This is a genomic window from Candidatus Agathobaculum pullicola (assembly GCF_052117205.1).
GTDB classification, from domain to species: domain Bacteria; phylum Bacillota; class Clostridia; order Oscillospirales; family Butyricicoccaceae; genus Agathobaculum; species Agathobaculum pullicola.
Map to the genome: position 1 here is coordinate 1 of NZ_JBQKJP010000033.1, position 24305 is coordinate 24305.

The 24305-nt window shown below is 57.0% G+C and carries 28 protein-coding genes; 17 read left to right on the plus strand and 11 right to left on the minus strand.

Annotated features, from left to right (window positions below):
• Window positions 1-236: 236 nt before the first annotated feature.
• The 3 genes from ACTQ3V_RS11105 to ACTQ3V_RS11115 all read left to right on the plus strand — a co-directional run bounded on the left by ACTQ3V_RS11105 (window position 237) and on the right by ACTQ3V_RS11115 (window position 2773).
• Complete coding sequence (locus tag ACTQ3V_RS11105; protein WP_441467552.1) at window positions 237-962, plus strand: TraX family protein; 726 nt, start codon at window positions 237-239, stop codon at window positions 960-962.
• 123 nt (window positions 963-1085) lie between these two features.
• Window positions 1086-1409: a PadR family transcriptional regulator gene (locus ACTQ3V_RS11110; RefSeq protein ID WP_441467553.1), complete on the plus strand. Its 324-nt coding sequence runs from the start codon at window positions 1086-1088 to the stop codon at window positions 1407-1409.
• On the plus strand, window positions 1406-2773 hold the full coding sequence (locus ACTQ3V_RS11115) for a DUF2812 domain-containing protein (protein ID WP_441467554.1): 1368 nt from the start codon (window positions 1406-1408) through the stop codon (window positions 2771-2773). The genes ACTQ3V_RS11110 and ACTQ3V_RS11115 overlap by 4 nt, the downstream gene beginning before the upstream one ends.
• A 71-nt stretch (window positions 2774-2844) precedes the next feature.
• On the opposite strand, the gene ACTQ3V_RS11120 is transcribed toward ACTQ3V_RS11115, so the two are convergent.
• From ACTQ3V_RS11120 to fabD, 7 genes are all read right to left on the minus strand, one after another.
• Window positions 2845-3684, minus strand: coding sequence for a MetQ/NlpA family ABC transporter substrate-binding protein (locus tag ACTQ3V_RS11120; protein ID WP_441467555.1), 840 nt, complete (start codon window positions 3682-3684; stop codon window positions 2845-2847).
• 59 nt (window positions 3685-3743) lie between these two features.
• The gene (locus ACTQ3V_RS11125) at window positions 3744-4397 is read right to left on the minus strand and encodes a methionine ABC transporter permease (protein ID WP_441467556.1); all 654 of its coding nucleotides are present in this window, start codon (window positions 4395-4397) and stop codon (window positions 3744-3746) included.
• The gene (locus ACTQ3V_RS11130; protein WP_441467557.1) at window positions 4384-5403 is read right to left on the minus strand and encodes a methionine ABC transporter ATP-binding protein; all 1020 of its coding nucleotides are present in this window, start codon (window positions 5401-5403) and stop codon (window positions 4384-4386) included. The genes ACTQ3V_RS11125 and ACTQ3V_RS11130 overlap by 14 nt, the downstream gene beginning before the upstream one ends.
• A gap of 303 nt (window positions 5404-5706) precedes the next feature.
• Complete coding sequence (locus ACTQ3V_RS11135) at window positions 5707-6579, minus strand: anti-sigma-I factor RsgI family protein (RefSeq protein WP_441467558.1); 873 nt, start codon at window positions 6577-6579, stop codon at window positions 5707-5709.
• On the minus strand, window positions 6572-7054 hold the full coding sequence (locus ACTQ3V_RS11140; RefSeq protein ID WP_441467559.1) for an RNA polymerase sigma factor: 483 nt from the start codon (window positions 7052-7054) through the stop codon (window positions 6572-6574). Before ACTQ3V_RS11140 ends, ACTQ3V_RS11135 begins: the two co-directional genes overlap by 8 nt.
• A 27-nt stretch (window positions 7055-7081) precedes the next feature.
• On the minus strand, window positions 7082-7447 hold the full coding sequence (locus ACTQ3V_RS11145) for a hypothetical protein (RefSeq protein ID WP_441467560.1): 366 nt from the start codon (window positions 7445-7447) through the stop codon (window positions 7082-7084).
• A 173-nt stretch (window positions 7448-7620) separates the two neighbouring features.
• A complete protein-coding gene (gene fabD, locus ACTQ3V_RS11150) occupies window positions 7621-8538 on the minus strand; it encodes an ACP S-malonyltransferase (protein ID WP_441467561.1) in 918 nt (305 codons plus the stop codon).
• Between the two features lie 147 nt (window positions 8539-8685).
• Here fabD and ACTQ3V_RS11155 point away from each other — a divergent pair, with 147 nt between their 5' ends.
• The 10 genes from ACTQ3V_RS11155 (at window position 8686) to acpP (ending at window position 16948) form a co-directional block, all read left to right on the plus strand.
• Entirely contained in the window at window positions 8686-9675 is a 990-nt protein-coding gene (locus tag ACTQ3V_RS11155; RefSeq protein WP_441467562.1) for a beta-ketoacyl-ACP synthase III, read from the plus strand.
• Window positions 9676-9688: 13 nt separating this feature from the next.
• Window positions 9689-10636, plus strand: a complete 948-nt coding sequence (gene fabK, locus ACTQ3V_RS11160) for an enoyl-[acyl-carrier-protein] reductase FabK (RefSeq protein WP_441467563.1) — start codon at window positions 9689-9691, stop codon at window positions 10634-10636.
• Window positions 10637-10646: 10 nt separating this feature from the next.
• The gene (gene fabG, locus ACTQ3V_RS11165) at window positions 10647-11375 is read left to right on the plus strand and encodes a 3-oxoacyl-[acyl-carrier-protein] reductase (RefSeq protein ID WP_441467564.1); all 729 of its coding nucleotides are present in this window, start codon (window positions 10647-10649) and stop codon (window positions 11373-11375) included.
• A 54-nt stretch (window positions 11376-11429) separates the two neighbouring features.
• Window positions 11430-12662, plus strand: coding sequence for a beta-ketoacyl-ACP synthase II (fabF, locus tag ACTQ3V_RS11170; protein WP_441467565.1), 1233 nt, complete (start codon window positions 11430-11432; stop codon window positions 12660-12662).
• Between the two features lie 3 nt (window positions 12663-12665).
• A complete protein-coding gene (gene accB, locus ACTQ3V_RS11175) occupies window positions 12666-13133 on the plus strand; it encodes an acetyl-CoA carboxylase biotin carboxyl carrier protein (RefSeq protein WP_441467566.1) in 468 nt (155 codons plus the stop codon).
• A 94-nt stretch (window positions 13134-13227) separates the two neighbouring features.
• Entirely contained in the window at window positions 13228-13653 is a 426-nt protein-coding gene (gene fabZ / locus ACTQ3V_RS11180) for a 3-hydroxyacyl-ACP dehydratase FabZ (RefSeq protein ID WP_441467567.1), read from the plus strand.
• Between the two features lie 13 nt (window positions 13654-13666).
• On the plus strand, window positions 13667-15013 hold the full coding sequence (gene accC / locus ACTQ3V_RS11185; RefSeq protein WP_441467568.1) for an acetyl-CoA carboxylase biotin carboxylase subunit: 1347 nt from the start codon (window positions 13667-13669) through the stop codon (window positions 15011-15013).
• 18 nt (window positions 15014-15031) lie between these two features.
• On the plus strand, window positions 15032-15907 hold the full coding sequence (gene accD / locus ACTQ3V_RS11190) for an acetyl-CoA carboxylase, carboxyltransferase subunit beta (RefSeq protein WP_441467569.1): 876 nt from the start codon (window positions 15032-15034) through the stop codon (window positions 15905-15907).
• Window positions 15897-16715, plus strand: coding sequence for an acetyl-CoA carboxylase carboxyltransferase subunit alpha (locus tag ACTQ3V_RS11195; RefSeq protein WP_441467570.1), 819 nt, complete (start codon window positions 15897-15899; stop codon window positions 16713-16715). Before accD ends, ACTQ3V_RS11195 begins: the two co-directional genes overlap by 11 nt.
• 5 nt (window positions 16716-16720) lie before the next feature.
• Complete coding sequence (gene acpP / locus ACTQ3V_RS11200) at window positions 16721-16948, plus strand: acyl carrier protein (RefSeq protein WP_125115241.1); 228 nt, start codon at window positions 16721-16723, stop codon at window positions 16946-16948.
• Between the two features lie 67 nt (window positions 16949-17015).
• Here the strand turns inward: acpP and ACTQ3V_RS11205 are convergent, their stop codons facing one another.
• Window positions 17016-18074, minus strand: a complete 1059-nt coding sequence (locus ACTQ3V_RS11205) for a DUF4179 domain-containing protein (RefSeq protein WP_441467571.1) — start codon at window positions 18072-18074, stop codon at window positions 17016-17018.
• Complete coding sequence (locus ACTQ3V_RS11210; RefSeq protein ID WP_441467572.1) at window positions 18064-18540, minus strand: RNA polymerase sigma factor; 477 nt, start codon at window positions 18538-18540, stop codon at window positions 18064-18066. The genes ACTQ3V_RS11205 and ACTQ3V_RS11210 overlap by 11 nt, the downstream gene beginning before the upstream one ends.
• Window positions 18541-18664: 124 nt before the next feature.
• Here ACTQ3V_RS11210 and ACTQ3V_RS11215 point away from each other — a divergent pair, with 124 nt between their 5' ends.
• A complete protein-coding gene (locus ACTQ3V_RS11215; RefSeq protein ID WP_441467573.1) occupies window positions 18665-19225 on the plus strand; it encodes a hypothetical protein in 561 nt (186 codons plus the stop codon).
• Between the two features lie 56 nt (window positions 19226-19281).
• Here ACTQ3V_RS11215 and ACTQ3V_RS11220 read toward each other — a convergent pair whose 3' ends face one another.
• A complete protein-coding gene (locus ACTQ3V_RS11220) occupies window positions 19282-19668 on the minus strand; it encodes a RidA family protein (protein ID WP_441467574.1) in 387 nt (128 codons plus the stop codon).
• A gap of 31 nt (window positions 19669-19699) precedes the next feature.
• Window positions 19700-21526: a translational GTPase TypA gene (gene typA, locus ACTQ3V_RS11225; RefSeq protein ID WP_441467575.1), complete on the minus strand. Its 1827-nt coding sequence runs from the start codon at window positions 21524-21526 to the stop codon at window positions 19700-19702.
• 254 nt (window positions 21527-21780) lie between these two features.
• Between typA and ACTQ3V_RS11230 the strand changes: the two genes are divergently transcribed.
• The 3 genes from ACTQ3V_RS11230 (at window position 21781) to ACTQ3V_RS11240 (ending at window position 24105) form a co-directional block, all read left to right on the plus strand.
• The gene (locus ACTQ3V_RS11230; RefSeq protein ID WP_441467576.1) at window positions 21781-22908 is read left to right on the plus strand and encodes a stalk domain-containing protein; all 1128 of its coding nucleotides are present in this window, start codon (window positions 21781-21783) and stop codon (window positions 22906-22908) included.
• A 175-nt stretch (window positions 22909-23083) separates the two neighbouring features.
• Entirely contained in the window at window positions 23084-23941 is an 858-nt protein-coding gene (gene rfbA / locus ACTQ3V_RS11235; RefSeq protein ID WP_441467577.1) for a glucose-1-phosphate thymidylyltransferase RfbA, read from the plus strand.
• A complete protein-coding gene (locus ACTQ3V_RS11240) occupies window positions 23932-24105 on the plus strand; it encodes a YjbQ family protein (RefSeq protein WP_441467578.1) in 174 nt (57 codons plus the stop codon). Before rfbA ends, ACTQ3V_RS11240 begins: the two co-directional genes overlap by 10 nt.
• The last annotated feature ends 200 nt before the right edge of the window (window positions 24106-24305 follow it).

Below are 24305 nucleotides of genomic sequence, written 5' to 3' on the forward strand. Positions count from 1 at the left end.
GGATATGGCCCCCTCTCGTCAAGTTAAGTGTAGCAACTCAACTTTAACCGATGAGGCCTTATCCTTCATCCCTTTTTTATTCAACTGTCCAAGATGTATTGTACTCCTACATGGTACGGCAGTAGAGATGCTGCCTTTGCATTGTATTCTATGCGGATTGATGCTATACTGATGCTGATATGTAAACGCCCACAGAGAGCATACAGATGGGATGTGTACCGGGAGAGAGGGACAGCATGCAGAAAAAGTCGATGATAGGATTATCACAAAATCAAATCAAACTGTTTGCTGCGGCCGCGATGGTGCTGGATCATGTGGGCATGGAGCTGCTCCCGCAATGGACGATTTTGCGGATTATCGGTCGGCTGGCGTTTCCTGTGTTCTCCTACTGCATTTGCGAGGGAAGCCGACGGACGTATCATCCATGGCAGTATCTGCTCAGACTGTTCGGGATGGGGCTGCTATGTATGTGGGCCTATTATGTGTATGACAAAACAGTCTATGGCAACATACTGATCACATTTTCGCTTTCGCTATGTGTATTGTACGCGTTTCAGTATTTGCAAACTTGCTGGAGGAAAAACAAGCTTGCCTTGCGGTTTGCCGGTGTTGCGGTGATGCTGGGCTGTGTGGGAGGCATCTGGCTAATCTGTGACTGGATGATCATTGATTACGGATTTTACGGTGTGATGCTGCCGCTGTTTGCCGAGTTGCCCGCGTGCATTGGGGAGAAATATTCCGATGCAGGCGATAAACGGGATTGGATTCGTTTGTGCGGCTTTTCGGTCGGTCTTCTGGTGGTTTCGCTGCAAATCGGCGGTATTCAGATATTCAGTCTGCTGGCCATACCGTTTCTGCTTGCTTACAATGGGACGAGGGGAGAGAAAAATCTCAAACACTTCTTTTATTGGTTTTATCCGGTGCATTTGCTGCTCATTGGTCTGGTGAGTATGTGCATTTAAAAGCCTCTGTGTATGCGGAGGCTTTTTCTTTCACGGATGAAACCAGCTTGCGCTTGACTTTCTCGATATTCGAGATATAATGGAAATAGAGAAACTCGATATTCGAGATTGAGGTGATGGGCTATGCCGAGGGCCAAGTTTCAGACGCTCACCGAGCAGATGTTTTATGTTCTTCTGTGCCTGCGGGAGGAGTGTTACGGTATTGATATTTTTGATAAGGTGTCAGCCATGACACAGGGGCGTGTCACGGTCGGTTCAGGCACGATGTATAACCTGCTGGAGCAGTTCTTGGAAGCCGAGATGATTCAGGAGGTGCACGTGGACGGCCGCCGCCGCAGTTATCTGCTGACGGATAAGGGGCGGGAGAGGCTCGACCGGGAATATCAGCGGCTGCGTGCACAGGCAGCGGATTATGAACGCATTTTCGGAAAGGGGGAGCCGAGATGAGAAAGACCAAACGCAGGATGGAGACATTGTCTTTTTATGACCGCACGGGTGTTGAGCGGCATCTGGAGCAGATGGCCGAAAAGGGGTGGATGATCGACCGTGTGACAGCATTTGGCTGGGTCTATCGCCGCATTGAGCCCGAAAAACTGCAATTTTCCGTTAGCTATTATCCCAAGGCATCTGACTTTGACCCGGGGCCGACTGAGGGTCAGCAGGTATACCATGCGTTCAGCGCGCATGCGGGCTGGCAGTATGTGTGCAACTGGGCGCAGATGCAGATTTTCTGCACCGACCAGCCCGATCCGGTGCCGATTGAAACCGACCCGGAGCTGGAGCTTGAGACCATCCATGCCGCGATGGTCAAGGGTTTTCTGGTGCCGTATGGTATTCTGCTGGCGATTGCGTTGGTATGGAGCGCAATGTTGGTACACACAGTGCAGCACGATCCAATCGGGCTATTTTCCAGCACGACCAATTTGTTTCTGGCGGTTGTGTGGCCGCTGCTCGGGCTGCTGTGTATCATCGAGATTGTCGCTTACCTGCGTTGGCGCAGACGTGCCAAAAAAGCAGCCGTGCGCGGCGAATTTATCGACACGCCCAACACACGCCCGTTTCAGCGTATGGTGTACTGGGTATGTATGCTGGTATTCGCAGTGCATCTTCTCTACAACGTGACCACAGGCTCGTCGATGATGCGGGTGATCAGCATTGCAATGGTGCTGTACATGTTTCTGTTGACCGCTGCAGTGCAGGGGATAAAACAGCTGCTGAAACGCAGAAAAGTCTCCCGCGGGGTCAATCGTGCGGTTACGTTGGCGGTGGACGTGGTGCTGGCGTTTGCGATGATGGCCGCCATCGTGTTCGGCGCCATCCGCGCCATGCAACATGGTCTGCTCGACCGATACAACCAGCCCGACACTCTGCCGCTCACGCTTGCCGATCTGTGGGGCGAAGAACTGCCCGCGGCAGACTATACGTCACACTGGACGGAAAACGCATCGCCGTTTGTCGCAGTATACGATGGCAGTCAGTGGGCATCTCCAACGGGCGCTGGCGTGGAAATCCCGTCGCTCGACTACACAATTACCGAGGTCAAGCTGCCTGTACTGTATGACCTGTGCCGTGCGCAGCGTCTGGCCGAGCAGGAGGATAGTCGATTGCCGGAAGATTTCCGAAAAACCTGTCAGCCGTGCGACGCCGCGCCGTGGGGTGCCAACGAAGCGTGGCAACTGGGCTGGCAGGATACCGGGCCGACGAATCAATACCTGCTGTGCTATGAGCAACGCATTGTAGAGGTTGGATTCAGCTGGCCGCTGACCGATGCGCAGAAGACCATAATTGGTGAAAAACTGCGAAATTTATGACGATAAACGCATGAAAATGTCCCTCTGCCGCGTGTTGCGGCAGAGGGACGATGCTTTTGAAAAGCTCAATTTTAGAAGACGGCAACGACAGCGCCCTTATAGGTGTCGTCGATGAACTGCTTGACAGCGTCGCTCTGGAGCGCCTTCTGGAGCGCCTGAATCTTGTCGCTGTTTTCGTCGCCGTTGCGGCAAGCGACTACGTTGACATAAACCTTGGCGTACTCCGGATTTTCAGTGATGAGCGAATCTTCCTTGGCGTTCAGGTCGGCCTGCAGCGCGTAGTTGCCGTTGATGACCGCAAGGTCAACGTCTTGGAGCGAGCGCGGCAGCTGCTCAGCAGCGATTTCCTGAATGTCGAGGTTCTTCGGGTTCTCGACAATGTCCAGCTTGGTTGCGTCCGAAGTCGGGTCGATGCCGTCTTTTAGCTTGATCAGGCCGGCATCCTGCAGCAGGAGCAGTGCGCGAGTCTCGTTTGAGCCGTCGTTCGGGACGGCAACGGTCGCGCCGTCGGCCAGTGCATCAAGCGTTGCAGTCTTGCCGGGATAGATGCCGAACGGCTCATAGTGCATCTCGATGGCGGAAACCAGATCGGCGTTATTCTCCTTGTTGAAGTTGTTCAGATAGGGGATGTGCTGGAAATAGTTCGCGTCCAGATCGCCGTCCACCAGCGCGGTGTTGGGCTGCACATAGTCGGTGAACTCGACAACATTGAGCGTCCAGCCCTCTTCGGCCAGTACGTCCTTGGCGGCGTTCAGGATTTCCGCGTGCGGTGTGGGGGATGCGCCGACCGTGATGGTCTTGTCATCGGATGCGCCGCCCGCGGAGGACTGCGCGTCGTTACCGCCGCCGCAGGCGGCCAACGCGGACAGGCACAGCGCGCCTGCCAGCAGTGCTGCAATTTTCTTCTTCATGGGAATCTCTCCTTTTCTATGGATGTTTTATCAAATTTTTTGATAACAAAGTAAGGGAATTAACGGTTGCGCTTGTCCAGATGGCGCGCAAGCCACATGCCGCAGACCTGAAAGATCTGCACGACAATAACAATAATGATAACGGCCACCAGCATGATCTCGAAATTATAGCGGTTGTAGCCGTAGTTGACGGCCACCGTGCCCAGACCGCCGCCGCCAATGAAGCCTGCCATTGCGGAGTAGCCGAGAATAGTCACGATTGAGATGGCGCCGCCCACCATCAGTGAGGGTTTGGCCTCGGGGACGAGCACCTTCCAGACGATTTGCCACGGGCTTGCCCCCATGGATTGCGCTGCTTCGATCACGCCGAACGGCACTTCCTTGATGGAGGACTCAACCATACGCGCGACATAGGGCGCGGCTGCGACCGTCAGCGGCACGATCATCGCGGTCGTACCGATTGCCTTGCCTGCGATCGCGCGCGTCATCGGGGTAATCATGACCGCGAGAATGAGAAACGGAATCGAGCGTAAAATATTGACGATGACGCCGAGCACTGTGTTGAGTATCGGCATCGGCCGGATGCCGCCCTTATCGGTCACGACCAGCAGCAGGCCGAGCGGCAGGCCAATCAGATAGGAAACCGCGGTCGATACAATGACCATATATAAGGTTTCCCATAGGCTCTGCGCCCAAAGTTCAGGTGAAAGCATCGGCGTCGCCCTCCTCTACATGCACATTCTGGGTTTCAAGGTATGCCAGCGCACGTTTTGCTGCGCGTTCGTCCTCGGGGAGTTGCAGAATCATCTGGCCGTAGGCGCGGCCGTCGATGTCCTTGGTGTCCGCGAACATGATGTTGACCGGCGCCTTGCACTCGAGCACCATGTTCGACACCACCGGTTCAAACGACGAGTTGCCGTCGAACACAATGCGGCAGTAGTGCTTGCCGGTGGCCAGCTTGTCCCGCTTGCCATCCGGATAGATGAGCTGCTTGGCCATTGCCGACTGCGGACGGGTGAACACCTGATCGACCGTACCCATCTCCGCGATGCGGCTGGAGTCAATGATTGCGACACGCTGACAGATTTCCTCGATGACCGCCATTTCATGCGTGATGACAATGATGGTGATGCCGAGCGTTTTGTTGATTTCCTTCAAAAGCGCAAGGATGGAGCGTGTCGTTGTCGGGTCGAGTGCGCTGGTCGCCTCGTCGCACAGCAGAATTTTCGGATTGGTCGCCAGTGCGCGAGCGATGGCAACGCGCTGCTGCTGACCGCCTGAAAGCTGGGACGGGTAGTTATCCGCGCGGTCACTCAGGCTGACGATTTCAAGCAGCTCATGCGCACGCTTTTCCGCATCCGCCTTTTTCATGCCCGCAATTTCGAGCGGGAAGCAGATATTTTGCAAGGCGGTGCGCTGCTGCAATAGGTTAAACTGCTGGAAGATCATGCCCATCGAGCGGCGCGCTTCCAGAAGAGCTTTTTTGGACAGCGCGCCAAGCGCCTGACCGTCCACTGTGACGGTACCCTCGGTCGGTTTTTCCAAAAAGTTGATGCAGCGGACAAGCGTGCTCTTGCCCGCGCCCGACAGGCCGATGATGCCGAATATCTCGCCGCGGCGGATATCGAGATTCACGCCGTCCAGCGCGGTGACCGTACCGGCCCGACCGCGGAAGGTTTTATTCAGGTTTTGGATGCGTACAATGAAATCCTGTTCCAAGTCCGTTCCCCCTTTTCAAAATAAAAGCGGAAAGCAGGGTCTGCTTTCCGCTCGTTTTCCATCTGAACCGTGCCATGCCGCATGAAAAGCGGCCCGCTTACAGCTTGCAGCGTCAGCGCTGCATGGCAGAAAAACGAGCAAAACCGCACATCATGCACATGGTCATCCGAATAGACAGCATAGCGGCTTCCTCCTTTTCCTACGGTTTTAATAGAGTTTATTCTCTGTGGTATTAGTGTAGTCTATCGCGGGGGATTTGTCAAGCAATTTCTGCGCTGAATCTACAAAACCTGCATTGGGTGGTTATTGGGCGGATTTTTGGCCCTTTCCGCCGCCATTTCCGTTACCGGCGCCATATCCCATGCCGGTACCCTGACCGGAGCCGTTTCCGGCCCCATGTCCCGTGCCCTGTCCTGTGCCGGCGCCCTGTCCCATGCCATTGCCTTGACCGTTACCGTTGCCTGCGCCGTAGCCATGGCCTCCGGGCACAGATTCCGGATCGCCGGACAGTGCGGCAATGCGGTCGCGGATTTCGCGCATGGTCAGTCCCTGTACATCCTCGGGGGCAACGCTTGGATCGAGTGATTGCAGCTCAAGAAAGGCTTGATATTTGCCGAAGGACAGTCCCGCTTCGTGTGCCTGCTCGATCTCCCCTGCGCTTGCCGCGTGGCAGTAGACGTTTTGCGTGCCTGCGGTGCAGGTTTCGGACTGCGCAAGAATCGCATCCGTCTGCCCTTGGTCATTGCCTGCGACCGCGATAGACAGCACTTCGTCCTGCGCGAGATAGTCCTCAACCGTGGGGTTTTGCAGCAGGCGGTCGAGCGCGTCGGCGTAGCTCAGGAAGCGAACGTCGAGCGACTCGGCCAGCGCGTCTCCGTCCTCGCCGATGCCATCGACGGAAATCACCTTATCAAACCGGTTGACAGCCAGCTCGACCGACGGGTTGATATCGATGCTGACGGCGCAGGTGGGGGAGAAGTAGACCCAGTAGCCCGTGCCGCCGGTCACCACTAGCGCAAGGCAGGCGAAGGCTGCCGCAAGGCGGCGCGCGGTACGCGGGCGGGCTTTTGCCGCACCGTAATCGTGTGTCTGGCGCGCAAGAAACGCACGGGTAGACTGTTTCAGGGCGTCATCTGCTGTGACCTTGTCCAGCGCGGTTTTCATTTCGTCACGCATCGTACTCCCCTCCCAACGTTTCTTTCAGCGCCTGTTTGGCGCGGTTTAGCAGCGTATAAATGGTATTGACGTTTTTTTTGAGGATTTGGCCGATCTGTGGGGCGGTATAACCCTCATAATAATGTAGATAGACCACATCGCGGTACTTGGGCGGCAGCGCGAGCACTGCCTCAAGCACGGTGTGGTCTTCCTGCGTCAGCTCAGCGGGTTGGTCGAGCAGAGTGTCGAGCGAAACCGTGCGGCTGCGGAAAAAGCTCTTGAGCAAATCCCGGCAGGCGTTAATTGTCACACGGATGAACCATGCCTTTTCGTGTTCCTCGTTTTCAAACACAGCGGTGCTGAGCACATATTTCAAGAACACGTTCTGAAAGATGTCCTCCGTGTCGGCATGGTTTTTCAAATGGATCATGCAGATCCGCCGGACGGTGTCTGCATACCGCTCAATCGCCCGATTTGCCTCCTGCTCGCTCCGCATCGTACCAACCTCTTACTGCCTGTTTGCTTATCTGTTCCAGCCTCGTCCCTGACCGCGGCCGTAGCCTGTGCCGTAGTTGTCGCATACGCCGTCGCCGTCCGCGTCGACGAAGTACTGACCGCGACCCGTGCCGTAGTTATCGCACACGCCGTCGCCGTCCGCGTCAACGAAGTACTGACCGCAGCCGCGACCCGTGCCGTAATTATCGCACACGCCGTCGCCGTCCGCGTCGACGAAGTACTGACCGCGGCCTGTGCCGTAGTTGTCGCATACGCCGTCGCCGTTAGCGTCAACAAAATTCCGTCCGCGACCGTTGCCGGCGGCGAATGCGCCCGTTACTGCCATCGAGAGAACCAGTGCTGCGCTGATCGTGCCCATTACCATCTTTTTCATATGAATTCCTCCTACATATTGTTGTCAGTGAATTTGGCTTGTTGTTTTGTGCCTTTCACTACCAATACGACTGGCAAAGGAGAATCCATTCAAAATCTCAAATCTTTTTTGAAAATTTTTTGGGGGGGCAAAAGAGAGGCGCCGCAGCGCCTCCCTTTCTTGTATGTTCTGATTTATTCGGCGGCCGCCTGCACGCCCGCCATGTCCTGCACGGACTTGCAGGTCAGCTCTTTGCTGATTTTGCCCGCAAAGCCGGTCAGCGTCTTGCCCGGGCCGACCTCGCACGCAGTGGTCAGACCCGCTGCCATGCCGTTTTCCACCAGCTGCGTCCAGCGCACGGGGGAGATCATGTGCTGCTCGAGATGTGCGGGAAGGTCGGAGCAGTCCAGCACCTGACCGTCCAGATTGGAATAAATGTCCATCTTCGGAGCGGCAAAGGTGAAATCCGAAACATACGCGCGCAGTTCCGCCGCAGCCTTTGCCATCAGCGGGGTGTGGAACGCGCCCGATACCGCCAGCGGTACCGCGCGGCGCGCGCCTGCGGCCTTGCAGTTCTCGACCGCCTCCGCGAGCGCGGCCTTTTCGCCCGCGATGACCAGCTGACCGGGGCAGTTATAATTGACCGGACGCACGATGCCGCTGGTCACAGCCGCACACGCGGCTTCGATCTTTTCGTCGTCCAGACCGAGGATGGCCGCCATGCCGCCGTCGATGGAGTCCGCGGCCTGCTGCATCAGCTTGCCGCGCATCGAGACAATCTTAACGCCGTCCGCCAGCGTCACCACGCCCGCCGCGGCAAGCGCGGTATACTCGCCCAGCGAGAAGCCCGCCGCCGCCTTAAACGTCACGCCGGCCTCGGTGAGCGCCGCGAGCGCCGCCATCGAGTGCGTGAAAATCGCAATCTGGCTGTTCTCGGTGCGCGAGAGGGTCTCCTTGTCGCTGTCAAAGCAGAGCTTTGCCACATCCAGCCCCGCGCCCTCGCTTGCTTCCTCAAAAACCAGCTTGGCCGCCTGTGAGTTTTCATACAAATCCTTGCCCATACCCGGGGCTTGCGCGCCCTGACCGGGGAAAAATGCAAAACCGTATTCCATGTTCCGTTCCTCCAAAAATCGCTGCCAAACCTCGGAAAAGGTTGACATTTTCGTGTCCTTTTATTATAATAGTCAAGGATTACTTTGTCAATCAAACTATTGTCGCTTTTCCACGCTTTGGGAGAGCGATTTGAACTTTTGGGGAGCGTGGAAATCATCAACAGCCAACTCATCGGCACGGGTTCGTGCATTCCGGATTTTGTACTCACCAACGCGATGCTCGAAACGATGGTGGACACCAGCGACGAATGGATCGTCAAGCGCACGGGTGTCAAAGAGCGGCGCATTGCGAAAAATACCCACACATGGGAGCTTGCCCTCGGCGCGGCGCAGAACGCGCTGGCGGACGCGGGCATTGCGGCGGAAGAGCTGGACCTGATTCTGGTCAGCACCTGCACGCCGGATACCAACACCCCGAATACAGCAAGCATCCTGCAGGATAAGCTGGGCGCGCGGCAGGTGGGCGCAATCGATATCAATAACGCCTGCGCGGGCTTTGTTTCCGCTACCGATATCGCGGACAGCTTCATCAAGGCGGGCAAGGCAAAGACCGTGCTGGTCGTTTCGGCGGAGACGCTGCACCGCATCACGGACTACACCGACCGTTCGACCTGTATCCTGTTCGGCGACGGTGCGGCGGCGGCAGTTTACCGCGCAACCGAGGAGCAGGACATCGGCATCCAGTCCACCTTTATCGCCGCGGACGGCTCGGGTGCGGAGTATTTGTACATGGAGGCGCTGCCGGTTGAGGACCCGTTTGCAGCCGAGCGTCCGGTGGACCCCAAGGCGCGTTTCCTCAAGATGCAGGGCGCGGCGGTCGTGCGCTTTACCGCCCATGCCGTGCCGCTGGCAATCGACACGGCCTTGCAGCGCGCGGGCGTGTCTGCGGAGGAGATCGACTGGGTCGTGCCGCATCAGGCCAACCTGCGCATCCTCGATGTGATTGCCAAGCGCTATCATCTGCCCAAGGAGAAGGTCTATGTCAACATGGACCGCTTCGGCAACACGTCATCCGCTTCCGTGCCGATTTGTCTGGACGAAATGCGGAAAAACGGTCTGCTGCAGGCAGGGCAGACCATTGTGTGCACCGGGTTTGGCGGCGGTCTGACCTACGGCGCATTTGTGTTGAAACTGTAAAGGAGAGAGTTCAATGAAAACCAAGATTACAGAATTGCTCGGTATCGAGTATCCGGTGGTGCAGGGCGCAATGGCGTGGATTGCAGAACACCATCTTGCGGCGGCGGTATCCAAGGCCGGCGGACTTGGCATCATTGCCGGCGGCGCGGCTCCGGTTGATTACATCCGCGACGAGATCCGCAAGGCGCGTGCGATCACAGATAAGCCGCTGGGCCTGAACATCATGCTGCTCTCTCCCAATGCGGATGACCTCGCGCAGCTCGCCATCGATGAGAAAATCGAGGTGCTGACCACGGGCGCGGGCAATCCGGGCAAATATATGGAAAACTGGAAAAATGCCGGGATCAAGGTGATGCCGGTTGTCGCGTCGGTGGCGCTGGCCAAGCGCATGGAGCGCGCGGGCGCGGACGCCGTTATCGCGGAAGGCATGGAGGGCGGCGGTCACATCGGTGAGCTGACCACCATGCCGCTGGTTCCGCAGGTGGTTGACGCGCTGAGTATCCCGGTCGTTGCGGCCGGCGGCATCGCGGATGGCCGCGGCATGGCGGCGGCGTTCATGCTGGGCGCCGAGGGCGTGCAGTGCGGCACGGTGTTCCTCGCGTCCGACGAGTGCTATATTTCGGAGAAGTATAAGGAACTGGTCCTCAAGGCGACCGATATCTCGACCGTTGTCACCGGCCGTCCGTCCGGTCATCCGGTGCGCTCGCTCAAGACCCCGATGGCGCGCAAGTGCCTCGAACTGGAGAAGATTGGCACCGATCAGTCACTCGAGGAGTTGGAGGCCGCGACCGCGGGTTCGCTGCGCAAGGCGGTGCAGGACGGCAACTACGAGGAAGGCACCTTCATGTCCGGCCAGATTGCGGGTATGCTCAAGGAACTTCGTCCGTGCGCGGATATCATCCGCGGCATGACCGAACAGGCAGAAGAATTGATGAAGAACGCTTACAAGCGCTTTGAATAAGGAGAACGACATGGGAGTTGCAATCGTTACCGGCGGCTCGCGCGGCATCGGCGCGGCCATTTCGGAAAAGTTGGCCGCGGAGGGACATGATGTTGTCATCAACTGCGCGTCCTCGGTCGAAAAGGCCGAGACGGTCGCGGAAAAATGCCGTGCACACGGCGTGAAAGCGGTCGTCAAGCAGTGGGATGTTGCCGATTATGACGCCTGCGCGGCGGCGCTCAAGGAAATCAAGGAAGAGATGGGCGTACCTTATATTCTGGTCAACAACGCGGGCATCACGCGCGACGGCCTGATGGTCCGTATGAAGGAGGATCAGTTCGACGCGGTCATCCGCACCAATCTCAAGGGCGCGTTCAACATGCTCAGCCAGTGCGGCGCGATGATGATGCGCGCCAAGCAGGGCCGTATCATCAATATTGCTTCGGTTGCCGGTATCGCGGGCAATCCGGGCCAGATTAACTATTCTGCTGCCAAGGCGGGCCTGATCGGCATGACCAAGACCGCCAGCAAGGAGCTTGGCGCGCGCGGCATCACCGTCAACGCGGTCGCGCCCGGCTTTATCGACACGGATATGACGCAGGTGCTGCCGGACGCCGTTAAGGAAGGCGCTGTCAAGCAGATTTCGCTCGGCCGCTTCGGCAAGCCTGAGGAAATTGCGGGTGTGGTTGCGTTTCTGGCGTCGGACGCGGCAAGCTATGTCACCGGTCAGGTCATTGTGGCCGACGGCGGCATGATTTGAATGAGTTTCGCGGCAGGCTTTGGTCGCAGGGAGTATAAGGGAAAAGGAGATGCTTTGATGGAACGAGTAGTCATCACCGGTATGGGCGCAATTACGCCGATTGGCAATGACGTGGAGACATTTTGGGCATCGCTCAAGGCCGGTAAGTGCGGCGTTGGGCCGATTACCAAGTTTGATGTATCGGATTTTAAGGTAAAGCTGGCCGCCGAGGTCAAGGATTTTGATGTGACCCAGTATGTGGACAAACGCGAGGCGCGCCGTATGGATGTTAACTGCCACTTCGCGCTGGCCGCAGCCCAGCAGGCAGTCGATCAGGCGGGACTGACGGAGGGCAATTTTGATCCCTACCGCACGGGCGTTATCTATGGCTCGGGCGTGGGCGGCTTGCAGATTGCCGAGCAGGAGATTCCCAAGCTCAACGAGAAAGGCCCGGGCCGCGTGTCCCCGCTGTGTATTCCCGAGATGATCGCCAACATGGCGGCGGCGTATATTTCGATGCGCTTTGGCTTTAAGGGCGAGAATTTCTGCCCGGTTTCCGCTTGCGCAACCGGCAATCACGCAATCGGCGAGGCGATGCGCACCATCCGTCACGGCTATCAGGACGTGGTACTCTGCGGCGGTACTGAAAACGGCATCATCCCAATTTCGATGGCGGGCTTCCAGAATATGAAGGCAGTACACACGGGTGATGACCCGACCTGTGCATCCATCCCGTTTGACGCACGCCGTTCGGGCTTTGTGATGGGTGAGGGCGCGGGGTGCCTCGTGCTTGAGAGCCTGTCCCATGCCAAGGCGCGCGGCGCCACCATTCTGGCAGAGGTTGCGGGCTACGGTGCGTCAGGCGACGCTTACCATATCACCAGCCCTTCGCCGGACGGTGAAGCGGCCGCGCATGCTATGCTGGGCGCGATTACGGACGCGGGTCTGACCCCGGCGGACGTGGATTATATCAATGCGCACGGCACATCGACCCCGCTCAATGAAAAGTATGAAACCATCGCCATTAAAAAAGCGTTCGGCGACGAGGCGTACAAGGTCAAGGTTTCCTCGACCAAGTCGATGACCGGTCACCTGCTGGGTGGCGCCGCGGCGGTGGAGGCAATCGCCTGTGTCATGGCGATTCGTGAAGGCATCATTCCGCCGACCATCGGCTATCAGGAGGCCGATCCCGAATGTGATCTGGATATCACGCCCAACAAGGCGGTTGAGATGCCGGTGAATGTAGCGATTTCCAACTCGCTGGGCTTTGGCGGACATAATGCCTGCATCCTGATTAAGAAGGTGTAAGATATGGATATCAAGGAACTCAAAGACGTTGCCGTCGAGCTGATGGACGCGCTCAAGACCAGAGGCTTGGGCGAGATTGAGCTGGAGATGGACGACGTAAAAATTAAAATCAAATCCGCGCCGCCAGCGCCGGTGGTTCCGGTCGCGGCCGCGCCGGTTGCTGCCGCACCCGCTGCTGCCCCTGCCGCTGCCGGGGAGGCTGCGCCTGCTGCGGGAGCAGCCGAGGAGCTGCCCGCAGGCACGCCGGTGAAAAGCCCGCTGGTGGGTACGTTCTATTCCTCGCCCGCACCGGATGCGCCGCCGTTCGTGCTGGTTGGCCAGAAGGTCAAGGAAGGCGATACGCTGTTCATCATCGAGGCGATGAAGACCATGAACGAGATCAAGGCGCCGTGCGATGGCACGGTCGTGCGAATTCTGGCGCAGCCGGGCGACATGGTTGAGTATAACCAGACGGTTGTTATCATTGAATGAGGTTAAGGGGGCTTTTCAAAGCCCCCTATCTTGAATAAAAAAGCATTAGATTGATAAAATCGCTTGCGCTGGATGAGAAAGAGGTATAAGATATATGCTGAATAAAGAACAGATCATGGAGATCCTGCCGCACCGTCCGCCCATGCTGCTGGTGGACGAAATCCTTGAAATGGATGAGGAGCATGCGGTCGGTACGCTGCATCTGACAGGCGATGAGTTTTTCTTCCAGGGACACTTCCCGGGCAACCCCATCATGCCTGCGGTGTTCCGGCTGGAGGCGCTGGCGCAGGTTGGCGGCGTGGCGCTGCTGTCCATTCCGGAGTTTCGCGGCAAGACCGCGGTGTATACCGGCATCGACAAGGCCAAATTCCGCGCGATGGCAAAGCCGGGTGACACGCTGCGGCTGGAGGTTAAGTTCGTCAAGCGCCGCGGACCGATGGCGGTAGCGGAGGGCGTTGCCTGGGTGGGCGACCAGAAGGCTGCCGAGGCGGAGATCAAGTGCATGGTCATCATGGACTGAGGCGGGGAAAGACATGTTTCAAAAGGTACTCATTGCGAACCGCGGGGAAATCGCGGTCCGCATCATTCAAGCATGCCGCGATTTGGGTGTGATTTCGGTCGCGGTGTATTCCGAGGCTGACCGCGAAGCGCTGCACGCGCAAATCGCGGACGAAGCGGTGTGCATCGGTCCGGCCCGCGCGGCGGACAGCTATCTGAATATGGATAATATCATCTCGGCGGCACTTGCGTCGGGCTGTCAGGCGATTCATCCGGGCTTCGGCTTTCTGTCGGAAAACCCGGACTTTGCCGAGCGCACCACGCAGGCCGGTCTGGCCTTCATCGGGCCGACCGCCGCGACCATTCGCCTGATGGGTGATAAATCCGAGGCAAAGCGCAATGCGATTGCGGCAGGCGTGCCGGTCGCACTCGGCACGGACGGCCCGCTGCGCGATTTTGACGAAGCGCTGTCCGAGGCGGAGCGCATCGGTTATCCGGTGATGCTCAAGGCGGCTTCCGGCGGCGGCGGCAAAGGCATCCGCGTGGCGCATGACGTGCGCGGACTGAAGGACGCATACGACAGCGCGGCGGCGGAAGCGGTCGCGAACTTCGGCGACGGCCGCTTGTACATGGAAAAATACATCCATAACCCGCGCCATATTGAGGTGCAGATTCTGGGCGACAGCTTTGGCAATGTGGTGCATCTGTTCGAGCGTGAGTGCTCGGTGCAGCGCCGCCATCAGAAGCTGATTGAGGAAAGCCCGTCGGCCTTCGTCACGCCGGAGCTGCGTGCGAAAATGACCAAGGCGGCGGTCGATCTGGCAAAGCGCGTGGGCTACCGCAACGCGGGAACGATTGAATTTCTGGTCGACAACGACCGCAACTTCTATTTTTGCGAGATGAATACCCGGATTCAGGTTGAGCATCCGGTTACCGAGCAGGTGACCGGCGTAGACCTCGTGTGTGAGCAGATCCGCTTGGCGGCAGGCGAGTTGCTGTCGTTTACGCAGGATGATCTGGAACTGCGCGGTCACGCGATCGAATGTCGCATCAACGCGGAGGACCCGTCGCGCGACTTTGCTCCTTGCCCGGGCACACTGGTTTCCATGCACTTGCCGGGCGGACCGGGTGTACGCATGGATACGGCGGCCTATCAGGGCTATAAAATCCCGCCGTTCTATGATTCCATGATAGGCAAGCTGATTGTTTACGGCGCGGATCGGCAGCAGGCGATTGCCCGTATGCGCCGCGCGCTGGCGGAAACGCTGTTTGAGGGCGTGGTGACCGGCACGGACTATCAGATGCACATTTTGCGTTCCAAAGCGTTTGAGGACGCGGAGTTTAACGTCAATTCCATTGCAAACGGAGATTTTGAGCCATAAAAGAGGGGAGGAAGCGCCATGCTGCTCGATTTATTCCAGAAAACGCGGGAAACCTCAATGGAGATGAAGCCGCAGGAGGAAACGGGCGTCAAAGTGGTCAAATGCAAAGGCTGCGGCGCGGAGCTGAAAGCCTATGCCTATGGTAAAAACCTGTATGTGTGCCCGCATTGCGGCCGATACGGGCGGCTGCTCGCGCGCACACGCATCCGTCAGATCGCGGATAAGGACAGCTTTACGGAGTTGTATGCCGATCTGGCGCCTGCCGACCCGATTGATTTTCCGGGTTACGCGGACAAAGCGGCGCAGCTGGCAGAGAAGGTCGGTATGCCGGACGCAGTCAAGACCGGCGTATGCCGCATTGGCGGAGTAGAAACCTGCATCGGCGTGATGGACAGCCACTTTATGATGGCATCTATGGGCTCGGTGGTAGGCGAAAAGCTGACCCGTCTGTTTGAATACGCGACGGAAAAAGGTCTGCCCGTGGTGCTGTTCACCTGTTCGGGCGGCGCGCGCATGCAGGAGGGCATGTTCTCCCTGCTGCAAATGGCCAAGGTTTCGGCGGCGGCGCGTCGGCACTCGGATGCCGGGCTGCTGTATATCACGGTGCTGACCGACCCGACCACCGGCGGCGTGACCGCGTCGTTTGCGATGCTGGGCGATATCATCCTCGCGGAGCCGCGCACGACCATCGGTTTTGCCGGACGGCGTGTCATCGAAGGCACGATCGGCGAAACGCTGCCGGATGATTTTCAATCGTCCGAGTTCTTGCTTTCGCACGGCTTCTGTGATAAAATAATTCCGCGTAACAAGCTCAAGGGCACGCTGGAGACGCTTCTCAAGATCCATCGGCGGCCCAAACCCAAGAAACGGCAGGTGTGGCATTATGGCGAATAGACCTGCAAGTGAAAAAATGCGCATCATCCATGACCCTAAGCGTCCGCAGATCGAGGATTATATTGGTGAGCTGTTCACCGACTTTGTCGAGCTGCACGGTGACCGGTATTTTGCTGAGGATCACGCAATTTGTGCAGGTGTGGCGATGTTTAACGGCATGCCGGTGACGGTCATCGGCCACCGCAAGGGCAAGACGACCGAAGAAAAGATGGCCGCGAACTTCGGTATGGCCAATCCGGAGGGCTATCGCAAGGCACTGCGGCTTGCGCATCAGGCGGAGAAATTCCATCGTCCCGTAATTTGTCTGGTCGATACGACGGGTGCATTCCCCGGTGTGGGCGCGGAAGAGCGCGGACAGGGCGAGGCAATTGCCCGCTGCCTGTATGAGTTCATCGAACTGCGCACGCCGGTGATTTCTGTTGTAACAGGCGAAGGCGGCTCGGGCGGCGCGCTGGCGTTGGCTGTGGCCGACCGTGTGCTGATGCTGGAAAATGCACTGTATTCGGTCATTTCGCCGCGCGGCTGTGCTTCCATCCTGTGGAAGGACCCCACCCGCGAGGCTGAGGCTGCGGATACCCTGCGCATCACGGCACAGGATTTGTATGATTTCGGTATGATTGAAGGTATCGTGCCCGAGGGTCAGACGAACGCACAGCTGATCCGCAATGTGGGCCGCGCGCTGCGCGATCAGCTTGCAGAGCTTGCAGCCGAGCCGGATATGGACACGATGCTGCAAAAACGGTATGAAAAGTTCCGCAAAATCGGGATTTTCAGACAAATAAATCAAGATATAAATGAAGGAGTGTAATTCCCATGTTTGAAAAGGTTTGCGAGATTCTGGCTGACAAGTTCGATGCCGACGCTTCCACCATGACCATGGATACCAAGGTAAAGGAAGATCTGAACGCGGACTCTCTGGACGTTGTTGAGCTGATGATGGATCTCGAGGAGAACTTCGGCGTGACGATCTCTGACGAAGAGGCTACCCAGATGAGCACCATCGGTGACATTGTCAAGTATATCGAGGAGCATCAGAACTAATTTGCTGCAAAGCAAAGGAAAGGCTTCGGAACCACAGGGGTTCCGAAGCCTTTTTGTATTTCAGGGGTTATTGGCTGTTAAGCCGAAAGGTGACGCGCCAGTTGCCATCCGTCAGGCGGCTTGCAGTGTAAAAGTTACCGTGCAGCGTGCAGTCTGCTGCCTGTTCCGGAGTGACATCGAAGATGAATTCCTGATAGTCCGTGCGGTCGTCGGTATCCGGGTGTTCAGTGAAAGAAAGCGTATAGGCAGAGCTGACCATTTCTCCGGATGGGGTTTGCAGATACAGCCATCCGTGAGTGTCGAGCGTGGATTTTTGCCGCATGCGAAGCTGGAGGTGCAGTTGACCGTCGATCCAGCCCATTCCGGTGATGGCGAGATGGTCGGCTGGCTCGTACAGCGGTGCCTGCGGCGCAAGAAACCATGCGCTGTCCGGCAGGCTATCGGCATCGACAGCGCTGCCGCCGCTGAGATAGGGATCGCGTGACTGGCTGTCAATCCACAGGGTTTCCGGTGCAATCGAGGCATCCGCAAGAGACAGTGGAATGGCTGTACCTTCCAGCGTTTGCTTGCCGCTGAGCAGCTGACGCACTGAGAAGGTATATTTACCGGTGGGGATTGGCGAGCCGTCCGCCTGTTCCAGCGTAACCAAAAACAAAGCGGTGCGCGTCTGCTCGTCATAGGAAACGAAATCGCAGTGTCCGGTTACACCGGTGCGGCTGGGGAAGTTCAGATGGTAGCTGTCAAACAAGTCGATTGTCTCGTCAAAACGGTCACCAATCAGGTCTTGCAGGGAAAGATATACCATGGCGGTATTACCGTCAATGACAGCAGACACCACTTCCATCTTTACGCCGTTATCCTCACAGGACTCCTTAACCGGTATAAGATTTTGCGCCAGTGCAGGGGAAATAAGGTACAGCGCTTGATATACGACGGGAATATTGGCGGCAAGGGCTGGTGTGATGCAGCCCAGCAGCAGTGCGGCGACCAGTGCGGCGAATAATCCGCGCCGCAGGCGGCGCTTGGGACGATAGCCTTTGTGCATGCGCGTCAGGGTATCGTTGACCAGCGTATCAGACGGCGCAATGCGGTCATTCATGCCGCGGTAGGTTTGCTTAAAGTTCATTGTCCCTCTCTCCTTTCAGCAGATCGCGTAGCTGCGCCCGCGCGCGGGTCAACCGCGTGCGGATGGTGGACGGCTTTTCGCCCGTCATGCGCGCAATTTCTTCGGCGGAATAGCCTTCATAGTAAAACAGATGCACTGCGGCGCGGTATTTGGGCGATAGCTGACGCAGCGCGTCATCCAGTGCGTGTTCCTCCGGCGCGGGGAACGGGATGCGCTCGTCAAGCGGTACGTCATGCCGCCGCCATGCCGCGCGCCAGTGGCTTTTCAGGCAGTTGAGGGTCACGCGCAGTATCCATGCCTTTTCGTGGACTGCGCTGTCAAATACCGGCCGATGCTGGGCCACGCGCATAAACACCTCCTGAAACACATCATCCGCGTCGTGGCGGCTGCGTGTTTGCGCGTAAGCCAGCCGGTAAACGGTGTTTCCGTAGTCGTGGAGCAGCTGTTCCGGGGTTTTGTCTGTCATGCGCTCCCGCCTCCTTTCACTGAGAATACGTCGTAGGGCATGTGATTGCTACAAATTTTACTGAATTTTGGTTGCAAAGCGTGCCGCAGCCTGCTATCATGAACATAACAAAGGAGGGATTGAGATGGACGAGAATCTGGAAGGAATCCAGCGGCCGATTTATCACAATTTATGGGTATATTGGCTGATGCAGCTGATTGGGTTGGTGCTACTGCCGTTTGCGCATATCATCGCCTCGCTTATGGGCTTTGTAGTGGGGGTGGTACAGCTTTATGAGTTGTACACTATGCGCGAAGTGTCGGACGGCATGGGACGCGCATGGCGTACGATGTTGCTCAGCCTTATACTGACCTTCGGCGGTCTGATCCTGACGCTGTTGGCAATCGGCTCAGTGTTGAGCATTCTTCTGCTGCTGGTTACATTGGCGGGTCTGATCGTCATGATTGTGGCGGATTACTATTTCTATTTTGCATTGGATGAGTTGATCTTACCTCGTGGCTATTCCTATCCGTCTGGACGTATCCGCTGGTGCTTCTGGCTGTCCCTGATAGGTGGAATTATTGCCACCATTGTGGGAGCGGCATCCTCGTTTTTGGCGCTCGTGGTGCAGATTGTTATTGCGGCGGTCATCGTCTGGCTGCTGTGGCAGTATTTGCAGGCGGTCAAGGCAAAAGAGGGTGCTTGATGCGAAAAAAGAGGACGGAATTTCCGTCCTCTTTTTGCTTGGGTGATGTAGAGCGCTTAACCCTGTACCGCGATAACCTCGACCTCAACCTTTGCGTCCATCGGCAACGCCGCAACCTGCACGCAGGAGCGCGCCGGTGCGTTTTCGGGGAAATACTTGCCGTATACGCTGTTGAATGCCGCAAAGTCATTCATATCCGCAAGGAAGCAGGTGGTCTTGATGACGTGGTCGAACGAAACGCCGCCTTCCGCCAGAACGCAGCGCAGGTTCTGCATGACCTGCTCGGTCTGCTCCTCGATAGTGGTTGCCTCGATTTTGCCGCTGCTCGGGTTGATCGGGATTTGGCCAGAGGTGAAAATCATCTTGCTTGCTGCGATGGCCTGAGAATACGGGCCAAGCGCTGCGGGTGCGAGATCGCTATGCAGTACTTGCTTGATGGACATAAGAACACTCCTTTATTTCAATATAAATAAATTACTTCTTGCTGCCTTTGACCTTTTTCAGGCGTTCGGTATTGGACAGAATCTTCTTACGGATGCGCACGCTCTTGGGCGTGATTTCCAGCAGCTCATCGTCCGAGATGAACTCAAGCGCGGCCTCAATCGACATCTGACGCGGCGGAATCAGGCGCAGCGCGTCGTCCGAGCCGGAGGCACGCATGTTGGTCAGCTGCTTTTTCTTGCAGACATTGACCGCCATATCGTCACCGCGCGGATTCTCACCGATGACCATGCCTTCATACACCGGTGTGCCCGGCCCGATGAACAACGGCCCGCGCTCCTGCGCGTTAAACAGACCGTAGCCAACGGCTTCGCCGGTTTCAAACGCAATCAGAGAACCGGTGGTGCGCTTTTGGATATCGCCCTTGTACGGCTGATAGCTATGGAATACCGAGCTGAGCACACCCTCACCCTTGGTGTCGGTCAGGAACTCGGTGCGGTAGCCGAACAGGCCGCGCGCCGGAATCAGGAACTCCAAACGCATGCGGTCTGCGCCCTTGGGATTCATCGATACCAGCTCACCCTTGCGGCTGCCCATCTTTTCCATGATAGCGCCGACCGCGTCCTGCGGCACGTCTGCAATCATACGCTCAACCGGTTCGCATTTGACGCCGTCGATTTCCTTGAACAACGCCTTGGGTGCGCCGACCTGGAACTCATACCCCTCGCGGCGCAGATTCTCGATCAGGATAGACAGGTGCATCTCGCCGCGGCCGCAGACGCGGAATGCGTCGGTCGTGTCGGTCTCGTTGACGCGCAGGGACACGTCCTTGAGAAGCTCACGGAACAGACGCTCGCGCAGATGGCGCGAGGTGACGAACTTGCCTTCCTTGCCGGCAAACGGCGAATCGTTGACCGAGAAGGTCATTTCCACCGTTGGCTCGGAAATCTTAACAAAGGGCAGCGGTTCAACATGCTCCGGATCACACAGTGTTTCACCGATGGTAACATTTTCGATGCCCGAGAAGCAAACGATTTCGCCCGCCTTGGCCTCGTCTGCCGGCTGACGGCTCAGCTCTTCGATGGTGTAGAGCGTGACGACCTTGGCATTGTACGGCTGGGTTGCGCCGTGATAATCGCAGACTGTGACCTGCTGGCCGACCTTCATCGAGCCGCGCTCGATGCGGCCGATGCCGATGCGGCCGACATATTCGTTGTAGTCAATCGAGGAAACCAGCATCTGAGTCGGGCCTTCGGTGTCGACCTGCGGAGCCGGAACGTGTTCGAGGATCTGCTCAAACAGCGGGGTCAGGTCGGTGCCCTCGGTATTCGGGGACATGGACGCGGTGCCCGCGCGGCCGGAGCAGTAGACAATCGGGCTGTCCAGCTGCTCGTCGGAAGCGTCGAGGTTCAGAAGCAGCTCGAGCACCTCGTCGCCGATCTCGCCCAGACGCGCGTCCGGACGGTCGATTTTGTTGATGGCAATGATGATTTTATGACCAAATTCCAGCGCCTTCTGGAGGACGAAACGGGTCTGGGGCATCGGGCCTTCCGCTGCATCGACCAGCAGCACAACGCCATCTACCATCTTGAGGATACGCTCGACCTCGCCGGAAAAGTCCGCGTGGCCCGGGGTGTCGACGATGTTGATTTTTACGCCCTTGTAATGTACCGAAGTGTTTTTTGCCAGAATGGTGATGCCGCGCTCGCGCTCGATGTCGCCCGAGTCCATGACGCGCTCTTCTACCACCTGATTTTCACGGAATGCGCCTGCCTGCTTGAGCATCTGGTCAACCAGCGTGGTCTTGCCGTGGTCAACGTGTGCGATGATGGCAATGTTGCGCAAATCGTTACGAACCATATCTATTCCTCCATCTGCGGGTAATTTTCGTGCAGATATTATTATACCCGCTTTTTGGTGGGTTTTCCACCTGTGTTATCATCAAAATTCGTGTCAAATATGCGTGTAAAACTGGCAATTTTGGCGCGTTTATGTCTGTATGCACGAATTTGTGCGCTCAGCCAGCATGCCTTGACAGCAGCGGGGGCGCACAGTATACTGAAAGCAGCAAAGACGGTCGGAAACCATCATGACATATAAAAGGAGGATGACTGATGTTTGGACGGAGCAGGAGATTTTTGTGTGCGGTGCTGGTGGGAGCGCTGTGTGTGGGTGCTGCGGGTGCGGCAGACGCAACGGGGAATTTGACGCCTAAGGGCGCACAGGCATATCTTGACGCGATTGCGCAGCTGCAAGGGCAGTACGGTACCGCATCAATCGCGCCGAAGGACAGTCCGCTCAGCGGCATGTGGCAGGGGCTTTCGCTGGCGCAGCTGGTGGACTTTGACGGCGACGGTACGCCTGAGCTCTACTGCGGCAGCTTCAGCGGTCAGCACCTTTATACCTACGACGGTGAACTGGCGGATTTGAAGATTCCCGAGCGGGTGAGCAACTTCGGCACGGATGTTTCCCCCGCTACGCTGTTGTATATCGATGCGGATAAGGCGTATTTGGTAGACGGCTATGAGGTGATGAATGGCGGCGAGGTACAATATCTAACCAAACAGGGCAATCAGATGACGGCGGCGCTGACCTATGTGGATGCGATTGGCGAAAATCCGGATGGAACATGGGGCGCACATATCTGCACCGTCAACGGACAGCCGGTTTCGAGTGAGGAATTGGAATCCGCTCTGGCGCAGTTGACCGCGGGAATGACGGAAAAGAACTATTCTTATTGGGATATCTTATCGGATCAGGATACTGTGGATGGCACGGTGCAGCAAACGATTGCCGCGCTGCGTGCGTTGACGAATCCGACGGCGGTGGTATCCTCGCACAAGGTGACGGTTGACGGCGAGCCTGTATCGCTGGCAGCGTATGAAATTGGCGGCAACAATTATTTCAAGCTGCGCGATCTGGCACAGGCACTATCCGGTACGGCCGCACAGTTTGAGGTGGCGTGGAACGGCGCGGCGCAGCGCATTGACTTGACCGCTCACACAGCTTACACACCAGTTGGCGGCGAATTGGCCGCTCTTCCGACGGGCAGCAAAGCGGCGGCGCTGACGAAGGCGTCGGTTTATCTGGGAGATACGGCCCTTGAACTGACCGCGTATGAAATTGGCGGCAATAATTACTTTAAGCTGCGCGATCTGGGCGCGGCTCTGGATTTTGCCGTGCAGTGGGACGGTGCCGCGCAGACCGTGGCCATTGATACGGATGCGCCTTATGCGGAATAACCATACACAGAGCGGCGGCCTGCTGATGCGGGCTGCCGCTTTGCATGGTCGCATATTTGGGGACGAAGAGAATTTGGCGCGGAGACAGGGAGATTACGTCATTTTTTTATGGAAACCCGGCCTGAAATGTGCTATAATGGGTTCGCAATACTGAACATAGATTGAGGAATGCCATATGAAAGGAATTATTCTTGCTGCGGGAAAAGGATCGCGTCTGTATCCGATGACACGGCCGGTGTGCAAGCCTCTGCTGCCGGTATATGACAAGCCGATGATTTACTATCCGCTGGCGGTACTGTTGCAGGCGGGCATCCGTGACATTCTTATTATCATTCCACCCGGAGAGGAAGGGCCGTTTTACCGGCTGCTTGGCTCGGGAGGACGCTTCGGTGTGCATATCACCTATGAGGTGCAGGAGGTGGCGCGCGGTATCGCGGACGCGCTGCTGATCGGTGAGCAGTTTATCGGCGAGGATGATGTCTGCCTCGTTCTGGGAGATAATATCTTTTATTCGCCCGATTTCGAGGGCTATTTGCAGCAGGTGCTGCGTTTGGGGCAAGGTGCTTGTGTATTCGGGTATCATGTGGACGATCCGCGCGCGTTCGGCGTGGTGGAGTTTGATGAGGAAGGCCGTGCGGTGTCGATTGAGGAAAAGCCGCGCTATCCCAAGTCCAATTATATCGTACCCGGACTCTATTTCTATGATAATTCGGTTATGGAAATCGCGCATAACCTCAAGCCGTCCGCGCGCGGTGAGCTGGAAATTACGGACGTCAATCTCGAGTATTTGCGCCGCGGTGCGCTGCGTGTGGTGAAGCTGGACAAGGATTTTGTCTGGCTGGATGCCGGCACAGCGGATAATTTGCTCGATTCCGCACAGGAGGTCAAGCGGGTGCAGGATGAAACCGGCCGTTATATTGCCTGTCTGGAGGAGATTGCGTATCAGCGGGGTTATATCAGCCGCCAGACGCTGCAGCGGCATGCGTCCGATTTGGCAAAGACACTGTACGGGCAGTATTTGCAGTGCCTGTAAGGGAGTCCAATGACAACGGCTTGTCGCATATCAAGGCGGCGCTGCTTTCTCCGTTTATCGTGATTCCATTTGTCGAAGGGGAACTCACCATCGGTCCGTGGCAAAACCGGACGCTGGTCAAGTGTGACACCTGTGACATTGTTTTTCAGGTCATGGGGGAGTAACGCGATATGCAAAAGTCGCAAGCAAATGCTTCCGGCTTTGTCTCCTGAAAATGAGATTAAAATACCGCAGGGTGTATAACCCTGCGGTATTTTGATGGGAGAATCTTACACTTGTGTTTGGAAATATATGAAAAAGCAGGAGCTGTAATAAGGGGAAAATCCTCAGGGAAGGTATCTCTAAAGAGTGGGCGGGCTATCGG

Coding starts and splice junctions, on each gene's coding strand:
- ACTQ3V_RS11205 (WP_441467571.1), bottom strand. CDS start 18,074: ATGAACTTTAAGCAAACCTACCGCGGCATGAATGACCGCATTGCGCCG.
- ACTQ3V_RS11220 (WP_441467574.1), bottom strand. CDS start 19,668: ATGTCCATCAAGCAAGTACTGCATAGCGATCTCGCACCCGCAGCGCTT.
- ACTQ3V_RS11110 (WP_441467553.1), top strand. CDS start 1,086: ATGCCGAGGGCCAAGTTTCAGACGCTCACCGAGCAGATGTTTTATGTT.
- ACTQ3V_RS11230 (WP_441467576.1), top strand. CDS start 21,781: ATGTTTGGACGGAGCAGGAGATTTTTGTGTGCGGTGCTGGTGGGAGCG.
- accD (WP_441467569.1), top strand. CDS start 15,032: ATGCTGCTCGATTTATTCCAGAAAACGCGGGAAACCTCAATGGAGATG.
- ACTQ3V_RS11195 (WP_441467570.1), top strand. CDS start 15,897: ATGGCGAATAGACCTGCAAGTGAAAAAATGCGCATCATCCATGACCCT.
- typA (WP_441467575.1), bottom strand. CDS start 21,526: ATGGTTCGTAACGATTTGCGCAACATTGCCATCATCGCACACGTTGAC.
- rfbA (WP_441467577.1), top strand. CDS start 23,084: ATGAAAGGAATTATTCTTGCTGCGGGAAAAGGATCGCGTCTGTATCCG.
- ACTQ3V_RS11125 (WP_441467556.1), bottom strand. CDS start 4,397: ATGCTTTCACCTGAACTTTGGGCGCAGAGCCTATGGGAAACCTTATAT.
- ACTQ3V_RS11145 (WP_441467560.1), bottom strand. CDS start 7,447: ATGAAAAAGATGGTAATGGGCACGATCAGCGCAGCACTGGTTCTCTCG.
- ACTQ3V_RS11120 (WP_441467555.1), bottom strand. CDS start 3,684: ATGAAGAAGAAAATTGCAGCACTGCTGGCAGGCGCGCTGTGCCTGTCC.
- ACTQ3V_RS11115 (WP_441467554.1), top strand. CDS start 1,406: ATGAGAAAGACCAAACGCAGGATGGAGACATTGTCTTTTTATGACCGC.
- fabK (WP_441467563.1), top strand. CDS start 9,689: ATGAAAACCAAGATTACAGAATTGCTCGGTATCGAGTATCCGGTGGTG.
- accC (WP_441467568.1), top strand. CDS start 13,667: ATGTTTCAAAAGGTACTCATTGCGAACCGCGGGGAAATCGCGGTCCGC.
- ACTQ3V_RS11140 (WP_441467559.1), bottom strand. CDS start 7,054: ATGCGGAGCGAGCAGGAGGCAAATCGGGCGATTGAGCGGTATGCAGAC.
- fabD (WP_441467561.1), bottom strand. CDS start 8,538: ATGGAATACGGTTTTGCATTTTTCCCCGGTCAGGGCGCGCAAGCCCCG.
- ACTQ3V_RS11210 (WP_441467572.1), bottom strand. CDS start 18,540: ATGACAGACAAAACCCCGGAACAGCTGCTCCACGACTACGGAAACACC.
- fabZ (WP_441467567.1), top strand. CDS start 13,228: ATGCTGAATAAAGAACAGATCATGGAGATCCTGCCGCACCGTCCGCCC.
- ACTQ3V_RS11105 (WP_441467552.1), top strand. CDS start 237: ATGCAGAAAAAGTCGATGATAGGATTATCACAAAATCAAATCAAACTG.
- fabG (WP_441467564.1), top strand. CDS start 10,647: ATGGGAGTTGCAATCGTTACCGGCGGCTCGCGCGGCATCGGCGCGGCC.
- ACTQ3V_RS11135 (WP_441467558.1), bottom strand. CDS start 6,579: ATGCGTGACGAAATGAAAACCGCGCTGGACAAGGTCACAGCAGATGAC.
- accB (WP_441467566.1), top strand. CDS start 12,666: ATGGATATCAAGGAACTCAAAGACGTTGCCGTCGAGCTGATGGACGCG.
- acpP (WP_125115241.1), top strand. CDS start 16,721: ATGTTTGAAAAGGTTTGCGAGATTCTGGCTGACAAGTTCGATGCCGAC.
- ACTQ3V_RS11215 (WP_441467573.1), top strand. CDS start 18,665: ATGGACGAGAATCTGGAAGGAATCCAGCGGCCGATTTATCACAATTTA.